The organism is Ruegeria sp. AF1, assembly GCF_056542125.1.
On sequence record NZ_JBQFZG010000020.1, the window covers coordinates 1 to 22276 of the forward strand.

23 protein-coding genes and 2 pseudogenes are annotated in these 22276 nt (G+C 54.9%); 10 read left to right on the plus strand and 15 right to left on the minus strand.

Going from position 1 to position 22276, the window contains the following annotated elements; genetic code table 11:
• Window positions 1–202 (minus strand): transposase (locus ACR0BK_RS18300; RefSeq protein ID WP_480555833.1); only part of this gene is annotated, 202 nt, incomplete at its 3' end.
• Between the two features lie 121 nt (window positions 203–323).
• On the opposite strand from ACR0BK_RS18300, the gene ACR0BK_RS18305 reads away from it, so the two are divergent.
• A complete protein-coding gene (locus tag ACR0BK_RS18305; protein WP_480555834.1) occupies window positions 324–1481 on the plus strand; it encodes a cation:proton antiporter in 1158 nt (385 codons plus the stop codon).
• A 15-nt stretch (window positions 1482–1496) separates the two neighbouring features.
• Here ACR0BK_RS18305 and ACR0BK_RS18310 read toward each other — a convergent pair whose 3' ends face one another.
• The gene (locus ACR0BK_RS18310; RefSeq protein WP_480521453.1) at window positions 1497–1904 is read right to left on the minus strand and encodes a c-type cytochrome; all 408 of its coding nucleotides are present in this window, start codon (window positions 1902–1904) and stop codon (window positions 1497–1499) included.
• A 1099-nt stretch (window positions 1905–3003) separates the two neighbouring features.
• On the minus strand, window positions 3004–3507 hold the full coding sequence (locus tag ACR0BK_RS18315; protein ID WP_480555835.1) for an Hsp20/alpha crystallin family protein: 504 nt from the start codon (window positions 3505–3507) through the stop codon (window positions 3004–3006).
• Window positions 3508–3907: 400 nt separating this feature from the next.
• Here ACR0BK_RS18315 and ACR0BK_RS18320 point away from each other — a divergent pair, with 400 nt between their 5' ends.
• Both ACR0BK_RS18320 and ACR0BK_RS18325 read left to right on the plus strand, forming a co-directional pair.
• Complete coding sequence (locus ACR0BK_RS18320; RefSeq protein ID WP_480555870.1) at window positions 3908–5092, plus strand: ferredoxin reductase family protein; 1185 nt, start codon at window positions 3908–3910, stop codon at window positions 5090–5092.
• 335 nt (window positions 5093–5427) lie between these two features.
• Window positions 5428–5949, plus strand: coding sequence for a flavodoxin domain-containing protein (locus ACR0BK_RS18325; protein WP_209508037.1), 522 nt, complete (start codon window positions 5428–5430; stop codon window positions 5947–5949).
• 123 nt (window positions 5950–6072) lie between these two features.
• On the opposite strand, the gene ACR0BK_RS18330 is transcribed toward ACR0BK_RS18325, so the two are convergent.
• The 9 genes and pseudogenes from ACR0BK_RS18330 to ACR0BK_RS18370 all read right to left on the minus strand — a co-directional run bounded on the left by ACR0BK_RS18330 (window position 6073) and on the right by ACR0BK_RS18370 (window position 15238).
• Window positions 6073–6918, minus strand: coding sequence for a universal stress protein (locus tag ACR0BK_RS18330; RefSeq protein WP_480555836.1), 846 nt, complete (start codon window positions 6916–6918; stop codon window positions 6073–6075).
• A gap of 88 nt (window positions 6919–7006) precedes the next feature.
• Window positions 7007–7384, minus strand: a complete 378-nt coding sequence (locus tag ACR0BK_RS18335; protein WP_480521443.1) for a SnoaL-like domain-containing protein — start codon at window positions 7382–7384, stop codon at window positions 7007–7009.
• 441 nt (window positions 7385–7825) lie between these two features.
• Complete coding sequence (locus ACR0BK_RS18340; RefSeq protein WP_480521441.1) at window positions 7826–8224, minus strand: IS110 family transposase; 399 nt, start codon at window positions 8222–8224, stop codon at window positions 7826–7828.
• A 91-nt stretch (window positions 8225–8315) separates the two neighbouring features.
• Entirely contained in the window at window positions 8316–9215 is a 900-nt protein-coding gene (locus ACR0BK_RS18345) for a sterol desaturase family protein (protein ID WP_480521439.1), read from the minus strand.
• A 145-nt stretch (window positions 9216–9360) separates the two neighbouring features.
• Window positions 9361–9762, minus strand: a pseudogene (locus ACR0BK_RS18350) (IS110 family RNA-guided transposase); the annotation flags it as partial.
• Between the two features lie 156 nt (window positions 9763–9918).
• A complete protein-coding gene (locus tag ACR0BK_RS18355) occupies window positions 9919–10662 on the minus strand; it encodes an aspartate/glutamate racemase family protein (RefSeq protein ID WP_480555837.1) in 744 nt (247 codons plus the stop codon).
• 28 nt (window positions 10663–10690) lie between these two features.
• Window positions 10691–11929 carry an NAD(P)/FAD-dependent oxidoreductase gene (locus tag ACR0BK_RS18360; RefSeq protein WP_480555838.1) on the minus strand — a complete coding sequence of 413 codons (1239 nt, stop codon included), beginning with the start codon at window positions 11927–11929 and terminating at the stop codon, window positions 10691–10693.
• Between the two features lies 1 nt (window position 11930).
• Entirely contained in the window at window positions 11931–14144 is a 2214-nt protein-coding gene (locus ACR0BK_RS18365; protein WP_480555839.1) for a TRAP transporter permease, read from the minus strand.
• Window positions 14145–14233: 89 nt separating this feature from the next.
• Window positions 14234–15238, minus strand: a complete 1005-nt coding sequence (locus tag ACR0BK_RS18370; RefSeq protein WP_480555840.1) for a TAXI family TRAP transporter solute-binding subunit — start codon at window positions 15236–15238, stop codon at window positions 14234–14236.
• A gap of 128 nt (window positions 15239–15366) precedes the next feature.
• Here ACR0BK_RS18370 and ACR0BK_RS18375 point away from each other — a divergent pair, with 128 nt between their 5' ends.
• The 6 genes and pseudogenes from ACR0BK_RS18375 to ACR0BK_RS18400 all read left to right on the plus strand — a co-directional run bounded on the left by ACR0BK_RS18375 (window position 15367) and on the right by ACR0BK_RS18400 (window position 19334).
• Window positions 15367–16314 (plus strand): LysR family transcriptional regulator, encoded by a 948-nt coding sequence (locus ACR0BK_RS18375; RefSeq protein ID WP_480473598.1) that lies wholly within the window; start codon window positions 15367–15369, stop codon window positions 16312–16314.
• A gap of 417 nt (window positions 16315–16731) precedes the next feature.
• Window positions 16732–17007, plus strand: coding sequence for a hypothetical protein (locus ACR0BK_RS18380; protein ID WP_480555841.1), 276 nt, complete (start codon window positions 16732–16734; stop codon window positions 17005–17007).
• A gap of 9 nt (window positions 17008–17016) precedes the next feature.
• Window positions 17017–17106 (plus strand): annotated as a pseudogene (locus tag ACR0BK_RS18385) (IS6 family transposase); the annotation flags it as partial.
• 502 nt (window positions 17107–17608) lie between these two features.
• Window positions 17609–18364 (plus strand): SDR family oxidoreductase, encoded by a 756-nt coding sequence (locus ACR0BK_RS18390; RefSeq protein WP_480555842.1) that lies wholly within the window; start codon window positions 17609–17611, stop codon window positions 18362–18364.
• Between the two features lie 21 nt (window positions 18365–18385).
• On the plus strand, window positions 18386–18856 hold the full coding sequence (locus ACR0BK_RS18395) for an ArsR/SmtB family transcription factor (protein ID WP_480555843.1): 471 nt from the start codon (window positions 18386–18388) through the stop codon (window positions 18854–18856).
• Complete coding sequence (locus ACR0BK_RS18400; RefSeq protein WP_480555844.1) at window positions 18849–19334, plus strand: SRPBCC family protein; 486 nt, start codon at window positions 18849–18851, stop codon at window positions 19332–19334. Before ACR0BK_RS18395 ends, ACR0BK_RS18400 begins: the two co-directional genes overlap by 8 nt.
• Window positions 19335–19345: 11 nt before the next feature.
• Here ACR0BK_RS18400 and ACR0BK_RS18405 read toward each other — a convergent pair whose 3' ends face one another.
• On the minus strand, window positions 19346–19741 hold the full coding sequence (locus ACR0BK_RS18405; RefSeq protein ID WP_480555845.1) for a GFA family protein: 396 nt from the start codon (window positions 19739–19741) through the stop codon (window positions 19346–19348).
• Window positions 19742–19816: 75 nt separating this feature from the next.
• Between ACR0BK_RS18405 and ACR0BK_RS18410 the strand changes: the two genes are divergently transcribed.
• Window positions 19817–20203 carry a DUF2267 domain-containing protein gene (locus ACR0BK_RS18410; RefSeq protein ID WP_480555846.1) on the plus strand — a complete coding sequence of 129 codons (387 nt, stop codon included), beginning with the start codon at window positions 19817–19819 and terminating at the stop codon, window positions 20201–20203.
• Between the two features lie 79 nt (window positions 20204–20282).
• On the opposite strand, the gene ACR0BK_RS18415 is transcribed toward ACR0BK_RS18410, so the two are convergent.
• Window positions 20283–21062 carry a methyltransferase domain-containing protein gene (locus tag ACR0BK_RS18415; protein WP_480555847.1) on the minus strand — a complete coding sequence of 260 codons (780 nt, stop codon included), beginning with the start codon at window positions 21060–21062 and terminating at the stop codon, window positions 20283–20285.
• Between the two features lie 18 nt (window positions 21063–21080).
• Complete coding sequence (locus ACR0BK_RS18420) at window positions 21081–22232, minus strand: glutathione S-transferase N-terminal domain-containing protein (protein ID WP_480555848.1); 1152 nt, start codon at window positions 22230–22232, stop codon at window positions 21081–21083.
• Window positions 22233–22276 lie beyond the last annotated feature (44 nt).

A 22276-nucleotide genomic window follows, 5' to 3' on the forward strand; every position in this document is an offset into this window, starting at 1 on the left:
TCCAGCGCTTCCAACGGCTATAAAGCGTCTTGTGTGGACCATAGGCTTCAGGAGCGTCGCGCCACCTTAACCCATTGCGGTTGATGAAAATTATCCCGCTCAGAATCCGCCGGTCGTCGACCCTTGGCTTACCGTGCGACTTTGGAAAGTAGGGTTTCAGACGCGCCATCTGTGCGTCGGTCAGCCAGAAAAGACTGCTCATGTCACCGCTCTGTTTTCGGCGCCGTGAAACACGCAGCGCTCGGGAAATCAATGCATCCTGACCCTAGTAGGCGGAGTTGGAGTTAGAGTAGTCTAGACATGAACTTAACGCTTGGTTTTCTATGCACGTTGCCGGCTTTCTGATTACCCTTGGTGTCCTCTTCCTTGCCGGATTGGCGGCCGACCAGCTTGGCAGGGCCACGCATCTTCCTCGTGTTACAACCTTACTTTTCCTCGGTCTGATCGCAGGGAACGCCGGGATGGGGTTGATCCCACTCGACGTTGCCATTTGGTTCGACGAGGTATCCATTGTGGCCTTGACGATGGTCGCGTTTCTTCTTGGAGGATCTTTAACCCGAGAGAACCTGGTTCGGCATGGCCGTGCCATTCTGACGATTTCGATATCGATTGTAATTGCGACCTTTCTTATCGTGTCGGCTGGACTAACTGCAGTTGGCGTACCCTTCGGGTTAGCGTTGGTGCTGGCGGCAATTGCCACAGCTACGGCTCCGGCCGCCATGACTGACGTAATCAAACAATCTGGAGTGTCCAACAGCTTCACCGAGACCTTAAAGGGCGTTGTCGCAATTGATGACGCTTGGGGTCTGATCGTTTTCAGCATCGCCTTGGTTCTGGCCGGTCATTATGACGGTTTGGCCACGGTCACGATCACGGCGATGTGGGATTTTGGGGGCGCCATTTTATTGGGTGCAGCACTAGGCGTACCGTCCGCTTACCTAACTGGTCGCTTAAACCCGGGGGAGCCAATGCAAGCCGAAGCGGTGGGAATCGTCTTTCTTACAGCAGGTCTTTCATTATGGCTGGAAGTTTCGTTCCTTTTAACAGGCATGGTTGTGGGCGCAGTTATCGGGAATCTGGCCCGCCATCATGACCGTGCTTTTCATGAAATCGAGCACATTCAGTGGCCATTTATGATCCTTTTCTTCCTGCTGGCTGGCGCAACGTTGAATATTGAAGCCTTTGGCTTGATGGGCTGGGTCGGTGCACTTTTCCTGATCCTGCGCATAGTGTCCCGCCTAGTTGGGGGCTATTGCGGGGCAAGAATTGGGGGCCTGCCTCGCCGTCAGGCCCCCTGGTATGGTCCCGCGTTGCTGCCGCAGGCCGGTGTCGCGGTTGGAATGGCCCTTGTAGCCGGAGAGCAATTTCCGAATTGGGCCGCGTCCATCTTGGCCTTTACCTTAGCCAGTACTGTGGCCTTCGAAGTGGTAGGGCCGCCATTGACTCTCATGTCTATCAAACACACGGCTGATACAGATTAGCAGATTAGTCAGTGACTATTCAGCCTGGATCGATTCAAGAAAGGCGAGCAAATTCGCCAACGGCAGGCCTACCATCATTGGTTGCCCATTAGGCAAAGCTAACGCGATTTGTTGGTCTGTCTCAAACACCGCACCAAAGATTGGCATTTCGCCCCCATGGGCGAGCAATTGTGAACGACCATCAATCTGTTCAGCTATTCGGCCTATAGGAAACACTCCATCGTTTTCACTCGCCAGCTTGGTGAGGTCGGGTGTTCGAATAGCAAGCATTTCGGCCATCGGCCCATCCCCAGTTGCTTCGAAACCATGGCATTGCCAGCAATACTTCCGGTACAAATCACTTCCGGCACTGACATTGACGTCCTGCGCCAGTGCAGGTGCCGTGGTGAACAAAGCCAATAAAATTCCTAGAAAAAACTGCATATGCTCCTCCAATTCCCTACCTCTGATGAAGATTCAATTAAACAGTATCCCAAGGAAACTTCTTTGACCTTGCTCATTTTATTCACTCCAGTAAGAACTTTGGCGTTTCATTGGAATAGAGTTTGAGCACGCGCCAAATCTAATCCAGGCGAACATCCAATTGCGCCATCTCGACATTGACCTCACCACCTGCGTCCACAGATGATGCTCCTTCCGATACGTTCATATGCCTGAGAATTCTGCCAAAGGTGATAAGACACTCAATGCAACCATCTGAGAGCACGCAACCGAACCGATACCACTCCGTCTGGCAGGCTGTCAGTCGCAACGTCGGAAATGAGCAAGTCTCTGCGAAGCTTCCTTTTCCGTCGTAGAAAACGGCGAACACGGTTCAGCGTGTTTTCACGTTTCTCTGGATAGTCGGTTTCCAAGTAACTGTCAGTTTCTGGAACTATCATCGAAGCAAGCCGTTTCAAACGCCGGTCCTTCGGCAACTCGATTATCCGATAATCTTGGCTACACCGGTAGAGCAGCCAATCAAGATGACCGAGGATATGGTACATACCCTTGATACTGGATATCTCTAAATCGGACCTGCTGAACAGTTTCATCTTGTCTATGTACGAGCGCGCTTCGGACACAGCAGTCTCAACGTTGTCCCCCCACAAAGTCGATTCCGTTTGGCTGAGATGTCCCCATACATGACCGAAAGTGTGCCACTTCGGCCCTTACAATTTGTTCGACTTTAGCTTTTGTTGTTTCCACAGCTATTTCTAGGATCCCAGGAATGAGAGGATCTAGAGATCTAGTTAACTCTGCACCTCTGTCGGGTAACAGCGCCTCGACAAGTCTGGCGGACGGTTTAGCGAACAGCAGGATCAGCACTACGCCTATCCAATCGCGTGAAGACATTCTACCACGCTGCAACACCGAACGTATGGCCACGTACGAGTGCTCAGAAACAGCATAATTGCAAACACTTACGATGTCTGCCCGGATTCAACCAATAACACTTATAGGTCCGCAACTCGAAAAGGCCGACCGATGATCGGCCCTCAGTGCTGTCATGTTTAAGGACAGCTGCGAACCAGCAGGCCGTCTATTTCGACGATACCTTTATCTTACGACTTGGATCCCGAGGCTTAGTCTTCGGCATTTCGATATGCAAAACGCCTTTGTCGAATGTTGCTGAAACCTTGTCGATTTCCACGGTGTCTGGCAGCGTCATGGCTCTAGAAAAGCTGCCATAGCTTCTTTCGCTGACACGCAGATCGCCCGTTTCATCATGCGCAATCTTCTTCTGACCGCGCAGGATTAGCCTGCGGTCCTTGACTTCAATTTCGACGTCATCCTCTTCGAGCCCCGGCAATTCAGCCGTAAGAACAATCGCAGAATCCGTTTCTTGGATATCAATCGCCGGTGAAATTGCACCCGTCATATCAAGAGACGGAAAACCCGTGCGTTGCGCAGCCGTTTCCATTGGTAGGAAAGGTGATCTTGCTCCAAAAAAACGCGACATCAGGGTTTCCATTTCACGTCGAAAATTGTCTGAGAGCGGATGCGTTCCAGTGAAAAGTTGCGGGGACTTTTTGTCTTCTAACATTTTTTGAACCTCCTCCTTTGGTCGGATTTCGCGCGCGTAACATTATGACAGAAAACGCGGTTAAGAACCTTGATCTTGCGCAAGCATGCAGCTTCAGCTTTTGCCAAATCGCACGAACCGGCTGAGCCAACAGAAACAAGAACCGACAGCCAACAAACTTGCCATGTCGTGCTGAAATTAAGACCAATCTCAGTAGGCTTGATCGGAGTCCCAGGTCAGCTTAGCGTTTATCCTGAATGAGCCCGAGTTGCCTACCTTTAGCACAGTGGAACAAAGCCGTATGAAATGGCCGTATCTGGCGCTGATTTACGTTTTGCTGATCTTGGCTCCCTTGGGTTTTTCTTGGTCCTTGGGATGGCCACCGCGACCATTTCATCAAGATCTCGGGTCCGGGCTTGGAATGCTTGCATTTTCAATAATCCTGGTGGAGTTCGTCCTGTCTGGGCGGTTCCGGTTCATCTCTTGTAGTTTGGGTATGGATGTGACCATGCGGGTGCATCAGTTGATGGCGCGTACCGCACTCGGCTTTGCGCTTATACACCCGCTGCTGTATCAGGGAACGCCTTCTGGCGGACGCCGCCCGTGGGATGAAACACACCAACTTACGATTACGACCGACTTTTCTGCGCTGGTATCTGGCATCGGCGCTTATTTTTTACTGTTCATTCTGGTCGCCCCGGCAATTGCCCGTAAATCCCTTGATTACAAATACGAGACATGGCGCCTCTTACACGGGCTGGGAGCCTTGGGGATTGCCTGCCTGCTATTGCACCACACGGTATATGCTGGGCGCTACGGTGGGCATCCGCTATTGACGTATCTCTGGCTTGCCCTGACCAGTATTGCAGTTGGAGCTTCACTGTATGTCTATCTCGTTCGTCCTTTGTGTCAGAGGAAAAGGCCGTGGCACGTCACTTCTGTGTGTCGACTAACACCGAGGCAATGGGAGTTGCGCGTCAAGCCCGATGGTCACAACGGACTGACCTTCAAAGCAGGGCAGTTTGCTTGGCTAAATGTCGGCCACAGTGCCTTCTCGCTACACGAGAACCCATTCTCGATTAGTTCTGCACCGGCCGAAGGACCCGAAGTTTCATTCATGATCAAGGAGCTTGGGGATTTCACATGCGGCCTCGGAAAGATCGCTCCGCAAACCCCGGTCTATCTGGACGCCCCATACGGAAATCTGTCGATCGACCACCGTCCTGAGAAAGGCATTGTACTGATCGCAGGTGGCGTCGGGATCGCGCCGATGCTGAGCATTTTGCGTCAGACAAGGGCGAGTGGGACACGGCAGGATATCAAGCTTATCTATGGCAACCGGGTCGTGGAACAGATTGCTTATCGCCAGGAGTTATCCAAGGAAGATACAGTATTTGTTCTATCCGAACCGCCAAAGGATTGGCGCGGAGAAACAGGTTTGGTCGACGGTCCCCTATTGGACCGCAATTTATCTTCTAAGCAATTTGAAAGCTGGCTTTATGTTCTCTGCGGCCCCCCTGCCATGATGGACGTCGTCGAAGATCATCTAATCGCACGGGGCACCGCGTCCTACCGGATTTTGTCTGAAAGGTTTGACTATGATTAGATTGCTCAGAAACCTGCCCGCGCGCCAACAGGTGAAGTTCTCGGTGTGGTGTATCAGTTTTACAATTTTCACCGCTGCCTTGACCTTTTCCTTAAGATAGCAAAACGGACCATTTGGCCTTGCTAGTTTCAAAATTGTCAGCCGAAACAAGCAAGTTCTCTTGGAAATAGCTGTCGTCGCGAACTTCCTCAAAATCATTCTCCGCTTGGACAGCAATTACGTACCACAACTATCCCGATATGCTCCCAAGAAACGCCTTTGATGGAGATCAAGGGCAACGCTCGCCACTTACTCATAATAAAAAATCTATTCAGGCCGATTTTGGGAGGATCGGAATGACCGTACTCATCGCCTTCGCTACCGTCGAAGGCCACACAGCAAAGATTGCGCGTTTCATCTGTAATGTCGCGAAGAATGCCGGTTTCAAAACAAACCTGATCAATACCGATGATTTCTCTGGCCACGTATCGCTTGACGGTGTGGTCAAGGTTGTTCTTCTGGCCCCTGTCCACGAACGTAGGCACCCCGAGTCATTCGAGGCTTTTGTCACTTCAAACAGAGATGCCCTAACTAAACGAAAGTCTCTCGTGCTTTCCGTTGGTCTAAAAGCTTCTTTCGCGTCAGGTCGAGAAGAAGCACGCGACTATCTCAACGAAATGTTTATGCGAACAGGTTTTGAACCGAATGCGACGGCGTTGATCGCAGGCGCGGTGAGGCCCGAGAACTACGGGTATTTTGAGAGGGAGGTCCTTAAGCACGTTGTCTTGCTAGGTCGAAAAATCGATCCACAAGATGGGGCACGGGAATTTACTGACTGGGACGAACTGACGTCAATTGTAATAGATTTCCTTGGCTGAAACAGTCGGGCAAACCAGCATCAATCTCAAGCGATTTCCTAATAACAACTGGCTGCTCCCGCATCTGCAGGTGAACATTTTTAGCTATGGCTCCCAGCAAATCACAGTCGCCGGTTCGTTTAATCAGTGTCCGAAAAGCACTGGCAACCTCGTCTGCTCTAACATTGCTTGCGTCGTTCCCCCAAAAACTGACTCACGCAAATGAGAATGCCCATAAGCGCCCATAGCAACGAGGTCGGCCCCCAATTCTCTTGCGCGTTCTTGAATGCAGTGTTCGATCGAAGCCCCACCACATGGGAACTGCGACACGGTCGCGTTGCAACCGTGATGGCTGAGCCATCCAGCAATGTCAGTTCCGGGCACTTGATCTTTTACGTCATCAGGCGACGGCAAATCAAAACACCCAATCACAACTTCGTTGGCCGCCAGAAAATAGGGTAAAGCTAAATGCGCAGCCCTAGACGAAGGCAGGCTATCATTCCATGCCAAAAAAATGCAGTCGCGTTGGGCAAACGGATCTCCATTGATCATCAGGGGGACCGGCGAATGAAACAACACTCCGCACGCGATCTTGTGAAATAAATCGGGGTCTTTTCGCAACTCAGCGTCTAGAAAAGCGATATCAGAGCAATTTGCTTGTCCTGCCACAAGATGCTGTAACTCTGCTCCAGATCCCATAAAGGCGATTACATTTGCCGGTACGCCCTGCTCGACCAGAAACGCTTCAACTTCAGTGGCGCGGGACATCAAGGCGGCATTTTGCGCGTTAAGAACATCCAACCAGTTTGAGGGAAGACCCCCCTCAACGAACCTGTTTGATCCATACTTTAAGTAAGGCAGGTTAGGTAAAGCCGCGATCATTACACAAATCAAGTGGCCGTTCTGAATACGGGCAGTTTCAGCGCATTCCAAAATCGACGCGTCGTCAGCATCAACTCCTACATAATATGCCACTGTTCTGTGTTGCATTCCCGACCTCCGTCCGGAATTTCAATTCGCCCAAGAGCCATGCGCACTGATTAAACCAACAAATAGAAGATGTTGTTAGTCGCTCTTCTTACTTAGGCAGCATGAAGAACTCTTCCAGCACAATCTTGCCTTCTGCCACCGAATACATTGCGATCTCGCGCAGGGTCATACGCTCACCCGTAGCCTTCTGAACCACTTCAGCCCTGAAGCGCACTCCAAAGCGGTTGGGTGGGTGGACGTAGGGGCCATCCACGTCTAGTTCTTGAATTTCGTGCGATGCCAACCAATCCCCTCTTTTTCCCTTTATGGCTTCTCGACCCTTTGCAACGCGGAATTGGCGAACTGGAGGCACAACTGCCTCTATCGACTGTGCGTTTTCAGCATACATTTCATCAACACTTCCAAGGCCCCTGCGCTTACGCATGGCCTGGACGAATGATCTTCCGAATTCAACCAACTCTTCCATGAGCACCCCCTTAATTACCAGTGACTGTACCACTTCTTGCCCACGCAAATCTTGACAAGGATCAATGAGCATTTGGGTAAATGTAATGCGGCCAACTCGCACTCACCTCTGCGAAGCCATTAGGGTCAGGACTTCGGTAACGGAGCCGTCCCAGTCAAGCTGTTTTGCGTAGCATGATTGATCCGCCATGGCGGTGTAACTTTACCTTGTTAGTGTCCGCTCTGCTTTCTGTCACGGCCTTCGATTGAGATCCTTGGGGTACATGCTTCGGGTCGTGGTCAGCGCGACGGCTGCCAACATGATGCTGGTTCGATGTATTTCCGATGTGCCCATCTCATAGGCGTGCATGACTAGATTCAGCGACGGTCCAGACCACGACATCATCGGAACCACGTCCCTGCGAGACCTCGAAGGCCTGCTATCAGGCAGGCAACAGGTGGATTAACAGACGATCAGTCCATGTTCAGTGCAGCGTCGAGCCGGAATACGGTGCCATCGACCCAAATTCGATGGAGAATGGCCAATACCGATCATACGGATGCCGAAGGTTTTGAGGACGCCACGGATGTGACCTTCGAGGTCCTTGCGCTGCCGGATCAGCCTTTCAAGGGCACCGACAAGGCATCGCAGCCGGTCGACCTCTTCGCTGCGGATATGCACCGCAGTGAACCAGCCGGTTCGGGCGAGCTGCGCCAATCCTTCGGCATAGGTGGCGTCAGACTTGTTGAGCCGTGCCGACAAGCTCTTGTGCGCCTTGAGGGCAACAATGCAGGTCGCAGGCAGACCGAGACCGGCGAGGCCGCGCTGCAACAAGATCGACAACATTCCGCTTTCATGCACGATCCGTCGGGGCGTAAGTTCGCGGTTGCGAAACCAGCCCGCGACGCCCTGGGGATCAGCGGGACAGACGCCACGCGCTACAGTCTCAACGCTATTGGTCTATTTGGTCAGTGCCAAGCTTGGTTTGCCCGGACGAGACAGATGAAGATCGCTTCCGTTGGCTCGGGGTGTCGAGGGCACCTCCGCTCGCCGGGCCGCGCAGCGGCTGAATCAGCATTCGGTCGAGCCAGAGGTCTCGGCGTGTGCGAAACTGCTCGATGCCGATTTCCATGCCCTTATGCCCCATCTCGGGTTGCGCAACGTAAGTGCCTAGAAGTCGGTCCCACCACGGTAGATTAAACCCAAAGTTCGAGTTGGTCTCGCTTGGATCAACGGAATGGTGGACTCGGTGCATGTCTGGAGTGACGACGATCCATCTAAGTATTCGATCCACCGGACGCGGCAAGTCAATGTTTGCGTGATTGAAGAGCGCAGTAGCGTTCACGATCACCTCGAACAGGAGCACGGCGACAGCGGGCGGCCCCAAGGTTGCTACAACCGCCAGCTTGATCCCCATCGAGATGAGAATTTCTACCGGATGGAAACGCAAGCCAGTGGTCGCGTCAAAATCGAGGTCGGCGTGATGCATCCGGTGCAGACGCCAAAGCCCCGGTACGGCGTGGAACATCACATGCTGAAGGTAGATTGCGAGATCGAGAAGCAGCATGGAGGCCACGATGGCAACCCAAACCGGCGCCTCGATGTTGTTGAAGAGCCCCCATCCGCGATCCTCGGACATAGCTGCGAGACCAACTGCGAGGATTGGAAAGGTCAGCCGCAGGATGGCGGTGTCGAGCACCACGAGCGCAAGGTTGTTTGTCCATCGGATAACGCGCGGAATATCCCGTCTTCGCCGGGGTGCGGCCACTTCCCAAAGTGCCATCGCCGCCAGGACGGATAAGAAGGCAATAAGGCGGATAGTTGGTTCAGCAGCAAGGATTGTGTCGGACATGGACATCCACTATTCGGGTTTCTGTCGCAATAGAATTGCAAGCTGTTCTAGGCGACGACCGCTCCAATGTAACGCAGACATTCAAGCGATACCATCAGAGGGCGGCTTGGGTCCGCAACTCTGCCGTTCAGCAGATTTCAGCGAACGTCCGCTGCCGAACCAGCAACTCCCGGGCCCGCAGAACCATTGCGGACGCCTGGATCTCTTCACTTTTCACGGCAACAAAGCGCATAGTTGGTCTACTCGCGGCTTCGCAGATCGCTTCCGCATCGGCCGTATCGTTCTTTTGACATTTGACGAATGGATTCACGTAGGCCGGATGGATCAGCTTGACTTCGTGACTCAAGCGACTGATCTTGCGCGGCCAATAATGCGCACTGGCACAGGCCTCCATTACAACCACGCAACGCGGCAGCTTTGCGAAGAACTCAAGGACCTGACCCCTGCGCAATTTCTTCCGAAAAACAGGATGACCTGATCCATCCGCTCCGTGCACCTGGAAAACGTTCTTCGCCAAATCCAGGCCAATCATACTAATATCTTCCATAAACGCCTCCATTCAGGTTGTTTGCAAACCTAAAATGGCACACCGAGGCCAGCGCGGGCGTCTACACCTTCAGAACCGGAGCCCAGAATCGGGCGCATTCGTCTTTTGACGAAACGGTGATCCAATTCATTTCTCGCCACTAAAAGCACGACGCAGTCAGCGTTGCCATGGCATCATTCCAGAGTAAGGTACCCGGACCGCTACAGAATGCGCCATTTGTGCTAATGTCGTAAGGTCAAAAACGGGAAGCTGCAGCTCTTCCTGAAGACGCGCGGCATATGGCGGCAAATCGGTGCACTCCAGTACCAGCGACCTGATTTCCGGTGTTTGGTGTTTTAGTCGCCGTGCTGCTTCAAGGACTTCGGCCTCGATCACATCGGTGTCCATGCGGGTCCGTGTATTCCGCAAGATCACCTCAGCGAATTCGCTGGTGTCCTCCAATCCTTGCACCGCGACGGGTATACCGGCGGCTCCGACGCCTTCGAAATGCTTTGGCGTCAAGGCTGACGCATTTGCAGTCAGCACGCCCACCGGGGCCTTGGCTCCGGTCATATGGAAGGCGAGGGGCACCTGAATCAGGCTCGATGCAAAGACAGGCACGGAAACGGCTGCGGCGAGTTCCTTTTGGAACAAAGCCAGAAACCCGCAACTTCCCGTAATGGCGCGAACGCCCTCGGCCTCAAGGCGTTTTGCGCCCTCAACAAAGGGGGCAAGCAACTCAGGCGATGGGTTGTTCAGCAGGGTCGGGACGGTGATGCCGTCGATCATTTCGTAGAGCACGGGAAACGGAAGGCTGGACGGATTCTTGATGTGTCCGGGCGGTTTGGGGAAATAGCTTTCAAGGCACAAAACCCCGATCGAAGCCCCGCAGATGTTTTGACCACCTTCGTAAATTGGCATGGTACTTGGGTCCTTTTGACTTAGAGATCTAAAATCGGGCCAGCGAGAATGGGTCCAAACTGATATTTGGACTGCGGTCAGACACGAGATCCGCCACTAGTTCCCCCGTTTTCGGTGCCATCATCAGGCCGTAGTGAGAATGCCCGAACGCAACGTAGAGCCCGTCTTTGCCATTGAGCGGCCCAATCGCAGGCAGGCTGTCAGGAAATGAGGGGCGCCGTCCCATCCAGAACTTCGCCCCACCTGTATCAAGGTCCGGCACCAAAGATTTGGCCTGATCGGTCAGTATCTTTTCTTTTCGCGGGTTGGCTGGTGCGTCTACGCTGCCAAACTCGGCCGTGCCGGCAACCCTCAGTCCGCCCAACATCGAACTTGCGACGATCTTTGCATCCACATCCATGACGGAATTGTTCAGCACAGCCGAAGGGCTCGGGAACTCGATATGATACCCCCGCTCAGCCACAAGCGGTACCGGTAGTCCGAGGGGTTTCAGCAGGTCGGCAGACCACACCCCGGCGGCAAGTACAACATGGTGCGCGTGCAACGAATCTTGCGACGTGGAAATCTGCCATCCGCTTTCCCCGGCGCGACTAATCTTGGTGACTTCGGTCCGCACGAATTCGGCACCTTGGGTACGCGCTTTTTCGGCCAGAACAGCGCCCAAACGCCCCGGTGAAGTTGCGCGCGCTTGGCCTTTGATCACGATTGCAGCCTTGAACTCATTGGACAGTGCAGGTTCCAGGCGCCGTAGTTCAGTACCGTCAACACGCTCCAACTCACCACCTTTTTCCCGACGGATCAGATAGCCAAGCCCGTCTAGGTTGGCCTCTTCCGGATTGCGGAACGCGTGAATGTAGTAGCTGTCGACGATCAGGTTCTCGTGCCCAGTGCCTTGCAAGTGCCGACGATAAAGATCAATGGACGGACGGCACAAAATCTCCATCGCATCCGAAACTTCGCGCACAGTCTTTTCGCTGGACTTACCCAGAAAGCGCAGCCCCCACGGGATCATCTTCGGCCAGAAGGATGTCCGGACCGACAACGCGCTTTTCGGATCCAACAGCATTTGAGGAAGTTTTTTCCAAATGCCGGGAACGGCCTGGGGAATGATCGACCAGGGAGACACCACACCTGCATTGCCGAATGAGGTCTCCTGCCCGGGCTCTCCCCGGTCAATCAACCGCACGGTTTTGCCACGTTCCTGCAATGACAGGGCGCAGCAGATGCCGACGATCCCGGCGCCGATAATGGTTACACGTTCAGACATGTCAGGCCGTTGCTTGAGTTCGGGTGCGGGCGATCAACTGCGTAACGATCACGGGTGACGCTACTGCCAGCGCGATCAGGTCAGCCGTTATCGTGGGCGCTACGAAGATGATCCCGGCAAAAGCCATCAGAATACGAGACAATACGTTGAGCGGTTGCAGCCAATAACCGACGACCGCCGCGGACAGGGCGATGACCCCCGCTATGCAGCTTGCCGCAGTGTATGTGAACTCCCAAAAATCGAACCCGGTGGAGGACACGAACAACAAAACCGGTGCATAGACGAATGCCATCGGCGCTATCACCTTGCCCAACCCGAGCGTAAACGCGGACAGCCCGGTGCGGAACGGATTTGAGTTGGCGATCGCAGCCGCCGCATAAGCCGATGTACAGACCGGAGGCGTAATTTCGGACACCACGCCGTAGTAGAGCACGAACAGGTGGCTTGCGATGGGCGGAACACCCAACTGGGCCAGCGCGGGCTGCGCGACAGAAACCAGCATGATGTAAAGCGCGGTGGTTGGAATACCCGCCCCCATCAAAATGCAGACGACAGCGATGAAGATCAGGGAGATGAACAGTTGCAGGTCTTCGATTGCAAACAGCTGGAAGCTGCCGAACGAGATCATATTATAAAGATCCGCCGCCAGATTACCTGCCCCTTGCGTGACCATAAATCCGATACGAAAGCCGATACCAGTGGTGTTAATCACACCCACAACGATACCCACAGCGGCGGCAGCGGCACCCACCGCCAGCGAGTATTTTACGCCCAGTTCTACAGCAGCTAGCATCTCGGGCACTTCGATACGTTTTTGCGGGTTCAGTGTGGCAGTCACAGACAGCGCGCAGAGTATCGCGGTCATTGTCAGGTCGAACCCGCCATCCGAGAACTTCCATAACACAAAGGCCAGAAACGCCGCCGCGTAAATCAGCGTTGGTGGCTGCTTGATACGCGACATACCCGCGATCACCGCCAGCGATATGCCGCAGAAGGCAGACATGAATGGCGTGTAACCGGTAAACAGCACCACCAGCAGGCCAATCAAGGGCACGATATTAGCCCAACCTTCAGCCCAGACAGCCTTGAGTTGCGGCAATTGTTCCTTTGTCAGACCCTTCAGGTTCAGCTTACGCGCCATCAAGTGCACAACCGCGAAGACGCCAATATAGTGCAGAAGCGCTGGGAAGATCGCAGCAATGACAATAGTGGTGTAAGGCACCTCCAGGAATTCGGCCATGATAAAGGCCGCGGCCCCCATGATGGGCGGCGTGATCTGGCCGCCCGCCGAGGAAGCAGCCTCGACCCCGCCCGCGAAATGGCCGGGGTAGCCCAGGCGTTTCATGTTCGGGATGGTCAGCGCGCCGGTTGAAACCGTGTTGGCGACCGAGGACCCTGAGATCGTTCCAAAGAAAGCCGATGATACGACCGACACCTTGGCCGGACCACCTGTATAGCGACCCGCCAGAATGGTGGCATTGTCGATAAACAACTTTCCCAACCCGGTGCGCTGCGCGATCACACCAAACAAAACGAAATGGAAGACGATGGTCGAAACGACCCAAAGCGTGACGCCATAGATGCCTTCCTGCGGAAAGTACATCGACGACACGAAGGTTTTGAAGTTTACACCGGGATGCTGCAACAAGCCGGGGAAGTACGGCCCAAGCAGGGCATATGAGATAAAGACGCAGATGATCAGCGGCAGCACCCAGCCCAAAGTGCGGCGCGCGATGTCCAGTACCAGCAGGATGATGATCACACCCAATATCACATCGTAGGTGTTGGGGTTACCCATGCGGAATGTCTGTTCCTCGATCCCAAGAAAGGGAATGCCGCGCCATGCAACGCCAACATAAAGCGCAGCGACGATTCCAAGCGCCATGAAAACCAAATCGTAAAGAGGGACATTCCCAATGCGAAACTGGCTGACCTTGAGTGCATAAAGGCTCTTGGCGCCGATAATAGGGATGGTGGCATAAACCAGGATGAACATCAGGGCCAAGTAGATACCCATGTGCCAATGGTCCGCAGGCAGGCCGAACCCAGCGGTGAAAAACTCGTAGAACGCAAAGATCAGGGCGACGACGCGCAATACCTTGCCCGTGGTGGGCGAAACTTCACGTACAGCGGCACCTTCGTCGAACTGTTCCTCAATTGCGGCCAGTTCTTCGGCCGTCAGTTCGCGGTCATCAGGTTGCTGGGTCTCGGACATGATGGCCTCCCTGTCATATTGGTGCATCTTGACAGTGCGATGCCCCCATTGAGGCATCGCGTCTGCAGGTCAGTTTTGTGAGTGGTAGGTTAAAGTAGACCTGCTTCTTTGTAGAACTTCTCGGCCCCCGGGTGCAGCGGAACACCCAGTGCCTCTACGCCGTCCAGTGCCGTATCAGGTGTGATTTGCTTGCCTTTGGCATGGCCGTTGTCCAGCAGTTTGCGCGTGTTGTCATTCCAAAGCGCCTTGGTCAGCTGATAGACCAGATCTTCGGACAGGTCCGAAGAGACAACCAGCATCGCGCTAACCGCAGGGGTCTTGGTTTCGGTGTCGATCCCTTCATAGACGCCACCCGGAATGACCGAGGGGATATAGGCCGGGATGATCTCGTTGATCTTCGCCAGATCTTCGTCGCTGAAGGAATGCAAGTTCATGCCCTTGGTCGATGACAGTTGAACCATCGCCGCAACGGGCCAACCTGCGGCATAGAAATAGGCGTCCAGTTGACCATCCGCCAAACGCTCTGCGCTCTGGCTGTTATTCAGCTCGGCCTCATCCATATTGTCCCGGTTTACACCCCAGGCATCCAGCATCTGCAGCACGGCAACTTGTGTACCGGAACCGGCTTGCGCGATACCTACACGCTTGCCTTCCAGATCGCCCAGATCATTGATCGTCTGTCCTGCAGGCAGAACCAGATGCAGATCCTCCGGGAACAAGTTTGCCACAATGCGCAGCTTGGGATGCGGCTTGCCTTCGAACTTGCCTTCGCCCAGATACATCGAACGGGTGACGTCTGCAGCGGCCAGACCGGCCTCAAGCTCTCCGTTCTGAACAGCGGCGTTGTTGAAGACCGAAGCGGTGGTGGATTGTGCGATTGCAATCAGGCCCGGAACACCGCACTGGCCGCCTTCTTCACAGGGGCGCGAGCCCGGAGGGGCGGAGATACCGTTTGCGATGGTACCTCCGATAGGGAAGTAGGTTCCGCCTGCACCACCGGTCCCGATGCGGAAAAACGTTGGGTCCTGCGCCAGCGCAGGGGCGGCAAGCGCGCCCGCCAGGGCCAGTCCGGTCAAGCATTTCACAAATTTCATCATCATCTCCCTTTTTGGATGGTCAGATTCGGTTTGGCCGAATTTCGATCCTGCAAGCGTAGAGGCAAATTGCATAAAGACAAATTTATTATATTTCACAAAACTATAGTTTAGCTTATACATGACTCATGAACCTTACGCAGCTGACCGTTTTCCGTGAGGTGATGGAGACCGGCTCCATCTCTCAAACCGCCAGGAAACTGAACCGCACCCAGCCTGCGATCAGTCTGGCCTTGAAAAATCTTGAAAAGACCCTTGGCCTGACACTGTTCGAGCGAAAGGGACGGCGATTGGTACCTGTCCCCGAAGCACATTACCTTTTGGCCGAAACCGCAGGCATTCTGGACCGCCTTGCGACAATTTCCAGCACGATGGAAGGATTGATCAAGGGGCATTCCGGCAGCCTGAATATCGCGACAATGCCAGGCCCGTCCGCCTTTCTTTTCCCGCGTTTCATCAGCCAATCGGTCGGCGAGAACCCCGAGATACGTATCACATTATCTACGCGCAGTTCGCCTCAGATCATGGAGCTTGCGGGCACGCAGAATATTGATTTCGGCTTCGCTGACTTCGAGTATTCGGCCGGGAAAGAGCCTCAGTATTCAACAGAACTGATCCAGGCAGATTGTTTTTGCGCCGTTGATCGTGACAGCCCGCTTGCTTCGCGCATGACCGTTTCCATTTCCGATCTTGACGGAGCCCCGATGGGGGGATTGCATGCCGCGCACCCGTTTCAGCGCAAAATTCGGCAAGAGTTTCAGGATGTATCCGCGAATTACAATCCAACGGTGACCTGTCAGTACTTTCTGCCCTTGATACCCTTTGTGAGTTCAGGACAGTGTTATTCGATCATGGACCCATTGACCGTTGCCACTGAACAAGAACTGAACCTGTCTAATGGAAAGGTTGTATTCTTACCGTTCGAAAAACCGCTAAGATACGAGTATGCAACCCTTGTGCCCGACCACCGACCACCGTCTCAATTGGCTTTGAAGATCAAAGCGGGTTGGAAAGCCGAAGTATTGTCGATGTTGGAAGAGGTGAAAGCCAAACCTATTGTAGTGGGGATAGATTAAGCGAGTAGCTAACAGAACTGGATAGCTTGGACGTTACAAAACGATACTGTCGAGACGGAACTCCGGTTTGGATCAATTGCAGTAAATCACGAAACCCCGCAATGGGCCCACCGCCACGCTTAGCAACGTCCGCTTCCTGCGCTTCACTATCATTCGAGCAGCATGCCGCATCTTGTGATATTGTTTAGGTATCTGATGGAATGGACATCCCCTGATCTCTCATCTGATAGGTTTTGGAGATGGGTTCCACCAAGTGGTTAGCAAAATGGCGGACTTGGAGCTTGTTGGCATAGATCTGGCGAAAAATGTGTTTCAGCTTCACGGGTGCAATTCCTCGGGCGAAGTAGTTTTCGCAAACAACTCAGACTCAACAACCTTCTATTGTTCGTTGCTACACTACCGACGTGCACCATTGCCATGGAGGCTTGTTCCGAGAGCCACTATTGGGGGCGAGAATTTGCAGCCCTCGGACATACGTTTCGTTTGATCGCGCCCAAATATATCAAACCGTTTGTGAAAGGCAGCAAGAGTGATGCGATTGACGCTGAGGCCATGTACGAGGTAGCGCTGCGATCAACGATGCAGTTTGTGCAGGTCCGCAGCGAAGACAATCAAGCAGTGGCCCTGACCTTCAAAGCACGAGATCTGTTGGTCCGGTATTGCCAAGTTGTCTGGCGTTTCGACGACGACTAAAGGCAATGAATGAACATTCCGTCCGGCATGCCGCGCCTGAAAGGCTTTCGCTACCCTCGCGAGGTCATTGCCTACGCGGTTAGGACATACCATCGGTTTGTCCCCGGCGAACTGGTGGAGTTGGAATGTGTCGAGGCCCTGCACCTGCACGAAGGCGAGCCCAGAGGAACCGAGACCGAATGGCTCGGCACTCGCGCGATCTGGAACATCTCTCGTACCGAGAACAGTGCCGTGGTCCGCTTCGAACATGTGCGTCTTGCGCCAAATCTCCACAGCAACGAGGTCTGCGAGGCCGGCTGGGACCGCTTCGTCGTCGAAAGCCTCAAAGCCTATCTCGATACCGTGCGAGGCATACCGCACCGGGCTTTGGATTTAAGTCCAGCCAGTTAGGGCGAGCCGGGAAAGCCCGGCAGGGCCGTGGCGCAGGCGGCCCCGCGCTGGCCGCCCGCCATCGTCTCGTGCCCGCCCGATCCTCAGCACCCCACGACCCGGTTCTTGCGCATTGGGTCCCACACCCGTGCCAGTAGCAAGAAACGGGTCGATTGGCCGGCGGTCGGCCCGATAGACCCATGGTCATGCAAATAAGTTGAAAGGCATGATCATGGAACTGAAGAACAAGACCGTAATTGCCACCGGCGCAAGCAGTGGCATCGGGGCAGCCGCGGCGCTGCTCTTTGCCGCCGAAGGCGCCAATGTCATCCTCGGTGCGCGGCGGCAGGCCGAACTGGACCAGCTGGTCGGGCAGATCACTCAAAGCAATGGCAGGGCAACCTGCCTTGCCGGGGATGTCACTGACGAAGCTTACTCGAAGGCGCTGGTGGCGCTTGCGCTGGACAAATACGGCGCGGTCGATGGTGCCTTCAACAATGCGGGCATCATGGGCGACATGGGCCCGGTCTCCTCGATGAGCACGGCGAACTGGGACGCGGTAATCGCTGCGAACCTGACCAGCGCGTTCTACGCGGCGAAAGCCCAGATCCCGGTCATGGCCGCGCAAGGAAAAGGGTCGATAGTCTTTACCAGCTCATTCGTCGGGTTCAGCAATGGTGGCATGCCGGGGATGGCCGCCTATGCCGCATCCAAGGCAGGGATGATCGGCTTCACACAGGCCCTGGCATCGGAACATGCCGGGGATGGGGTTCGCGTCAACGCCGTGCTTCCCGGGGGAACGATGACGGCGATGGCCGGCGACGATCCCGACACGCATGCATTCATCGCCGGCCTGCATCCGGTAAAACGCCTTGCCGAGCCAAAGGAGATTGCCCAATCTGCGCTCTACTTGTTATCGGACCGGGCGAGTTTCGTAACCGGGACGCCACTCGTCGCCGATGGCGGCATGTCGGTCCGGCTGCTCTGAGATCTTGCCGTTGGCCTTCTTATGGCCAACGGCTTCAATTCGGCCCGTTCGGTGGGGATTGCGTTGCTGCGTGACGCCTGTTGCCAAGGCCGGCACTCCGAATTTCTTATTTTACCAGTTGATTTATTAACCTACTGGTTTAATAAAGTACGTATGACTGACCAGACCAAGCTTGATGCGGCTTTCTCGGCCCTCGCCAATCCGACACGGCGAGCCATACTTGCGAGGTTAGCACAGGGCGAGGCGACCGTGAACGAACTGGCCGAACCGTTCGCAATGAGTTTGCCGGCCGTATCGAAGCATATCCGGGTTCTGGAAGACGCAGGCTTCATCTCACGCGGTAAGAACGCTCAGTTTCGACCTTGCAGGATGGATGCAAGACCGCTGGAGGCCATCGCCGAATGGACAGAACAATACCGCCATATCTGGGCGGCAAGGTTCGATGCCATGGCCGACGTCCTGAAGCAAATCGGGGAGATTTCCGATGAATGAAGTTCAAAGATGGGTTCGCATCGAACGCGAGCTTGCGGCGTCAATCGATGCGGTCTGGAATATGTGGACCGATCCGGCGCTCTTCAAACAATGGTATGGCCCGATGGGCATGACCGTGCCATTTGCGGAAATGGATGTCGTCGTTGGCGGGCAGCGCAAGATCTGCATGGAGATGAAGACGCCTGACCGGACCATGTCCATGTGGTTCATCGGCGTCTACAAAGAGGTCACGGCGCCCACCCGCCTGGTCTATACCGAGAGCATGTGTGATGCCGACGGCATCCTCATTCCGCCCTCCAGCATGGGAATACCCGAGGGTACGCCGGACGTGACGGACGTCATTGTGGAACTGGCGGAAGCGGACGGCAAGACACGCATGACAATGATCCATATCGGTGTGCCCGAGGGATCAGCGGGCGAAAGCGGCTGGACCCAGGCATTCGAGAAGCTCATGAAGCTCGTTGAGGGCGCGCCCTGACTCGATCCAGACTATGACGGTGGATGGCCATCAGACTGCGGGGCGTCATCGCAAATCTCATACCAGTCCGGTTTTTCAAAGACGAATTCGTGAAACTGGTTTCTGACGCCGAACTCCGTATCCAGAGCATTCGCGGCAATCGGAAAACTGTTATCGTCCGAGAGGATTTCCCCAAGCGACGTGCCACAGAACCTGCAGAAGCACCGCGCGTACTTGTAGGGCGGAGCGGGCCGATAGGTCGCCACATACTCCTTTCCCTGCAGCCAGTTCAGGTCTTCCTTCTTCACGAAGACGATGACGCTGGCGCCAACCTTGCGGCAGCGCGAGCAATGACAGGTGCCCATCATCGACGGCTCGGACGAAAGCTCAAATCTTACCGCCCCACAGCAACAGCTTCCCTGAATCATAAGACGATTCCTTCGTGTCAAACAGACAACCTTGATGAGAACATTAAGTGAACAATGGTGTTTGTGCGATGAAGAATGTACCTGGATTCTGACAACAACACATATACCGCACTTGATGTGGTATTTCAGGTGTTTCGAGGGCGCTTAACCGCCCAGGAGGAGCTAGATTTCGCCAGTGTGCTCCCGTGCGTTCCCCGGGCGATTTTCGTGAAGGATTGGGACATCTCGGATCAACCGCTTCCGTTTGGTGACCGCGCCTCTCTTGTCGAAGAAGTCAAAGCCGTCCGAAAACATCACAACCTCACTCCCGATAATGCCATCCAAGCGGCCGCCTGGGCATTGCGGCAGTACAAAAACGCGCGTAATTTCCAGCGGGTGCTCGACAAGCTGCCCCCAGAGGCCCGTGATTTCTGGTACGTCGAAGTCTCGGATCCATCTGAACTGGAACAGCGTATTATCTAAGCAAAAAGTCGCCCGGCTTTGAGAGGAACCCAGAGCCGTGTATAAGGGCCACTAGGTTGCGACCCCACCTTTCAGGCCATCAAGCAGAACGTCGTTTCCGGGCCTGGGCGCAATAAACGATTTCCCAAACACAGGTTGGTCGGGACTGCCGCCGCTCGTTGGCAAGCCGGTCTTCAAGGGTATCGATGTCGATGTCAGTCTTCGATGCAATCGAGTATCGTTCAATGCGCGGAAGCGCCGCGCGGACAATCGAAGCAACCGGATAGCGAGACGAGGGTGTCAAAAGGTTCGCTTCGGCACGGATCGCTTCCACCTCCAGTCCCGCTTCCGAAAGAACGGCGTGCATATGGCTGCCCATGTGGATGTCGGCGCCTTCGGCCAACAGCATATCGCGAAGCCAGCCACGGACCCGATCATGCAGCGGCCAAGGCGCTCCGACCTGTTCGATTGTGGCCAGGTCATGCTCATGGAACACGGTGCGACCACCCGGCTTGAGGACGCGGGCAAGGCTGCTTACCGCTGCCACGGGATCTCGCTGATACATCAGCACACGCCGTCCGATAGTGGCGTCGCAGGTCTCGTCCCTGATTCCAGTCGCGTCAAAACCTCCTTCAGAGAATGTGACGTTGCGCAAACCCAACTCGGCCCGTCTGGCGCGTGCCAATTGCAATGCGCCTGCGTCCCGATCAAGACCGATCACCTGACCGTGCGATCCGACCCGTTCGGCCGCCATGAATGACACCGCGCCGGTGCCGCAGCCGATATCAAGCACGCGCATGCCCGAACCGATACCTGCCGCTTCGAGCAGCCCCATAGTCATCTGGTCAACGTTGTTCACTGCCAAACAGCCAGTTTCCATTGTCCTTACGGCCGAAACTCAAACCGGTGGGCGGTGCGGCATACCCGTACCGGTGTCGAGATAGGCCTTTAAGCTGTCGACAAAAAACCTGTCCCATCCGGCCTCGCATACCTCGTAACAAAGAAGGCTTGGTGAAAGCCCCACATGTTCGAAACGAACTCGCGCGCCGTTTTCTTCGGGCGAGATGGTCCAGATCGTCCGCGTGCCGAGCCATTCTGTCTCGATCTCCTTGGGCTTGCCTTCATGCAGGTGCAGCGCCTCGACGCATTCCAACTCGACCAGTTTTCCGGGAACAAGCCGCCTGGCTTCGAAAGTCCAGTACGACCGGCCCGGCGGAAAGGTGAACTTGGCCCGGTCGCCCTCTTTCCGGATCGGCTGATCAGGAGTGGTCCACCAGTGTTCGAACCCTTTCGTCAGTGCTTCGAAGACCTGTTCCGGGGTGGCCGCGACCGTGAGAGACTTTTTATAGTTTCGCATGGAAGGTACTGCCTCCTGTTCATTCCAATGCGGAGGCAACGTGTCCTCAATACCGGGAAGCTCTCTCATCCGGGCTTTCCACTCGGATACCCGTGGATAAAGATCAGGCGGATAGCCGAAACCAAGCCGGTCCATTACCTTGTGGTGGTTCTCGACCGCCCGCTGGATAAGGCGGATTTCCGGGAAAACGACCGCGTCAGCCGCACTCGGCGTATTCCCAACCAAATAGGAACTATTTGCCAGCAGACCCTCAAGCCAGCGGCATTCAGCATGCAGCTTTTCACTGGCTCCGACCAGTGCCTTGTCTTCTTCGCTGCCTGGCTCCGGGTCGAGCCGCTGCAGCAAGACCGGCACCAGCACAGCACGATTGGCCTCGCGCACATAGTCGCAAGCTTCCATGGTGACCTGCCAGATTCGCGCGGCCTCGTCCGGTGTTGCGCCAAAGAGTGGAGGCTCGGGATAGCGCCGATCCAGCCAGGCAAGGGCGGCGATTGAATCGCGGATGACGATGCCGTCGGCTTCCAACACCGGGACGGTGGCGCGCGGATTCAGCGACAGAAAGGGTTCGGATTTGTGTTCTCCGGCGGAGGCTTGCAGAACGTGCTGTTCCCAAGGGATGCCTTTTAGGGCGAGTGCCACAAGCACTCGCCAGGGTCGCGGTGCGCCGCTGATTGTGTGGATGGTCAATGTCATGGTTCAGGTCCTAATCCTCAAGTGCGGAATTGTTACGGGGCGGC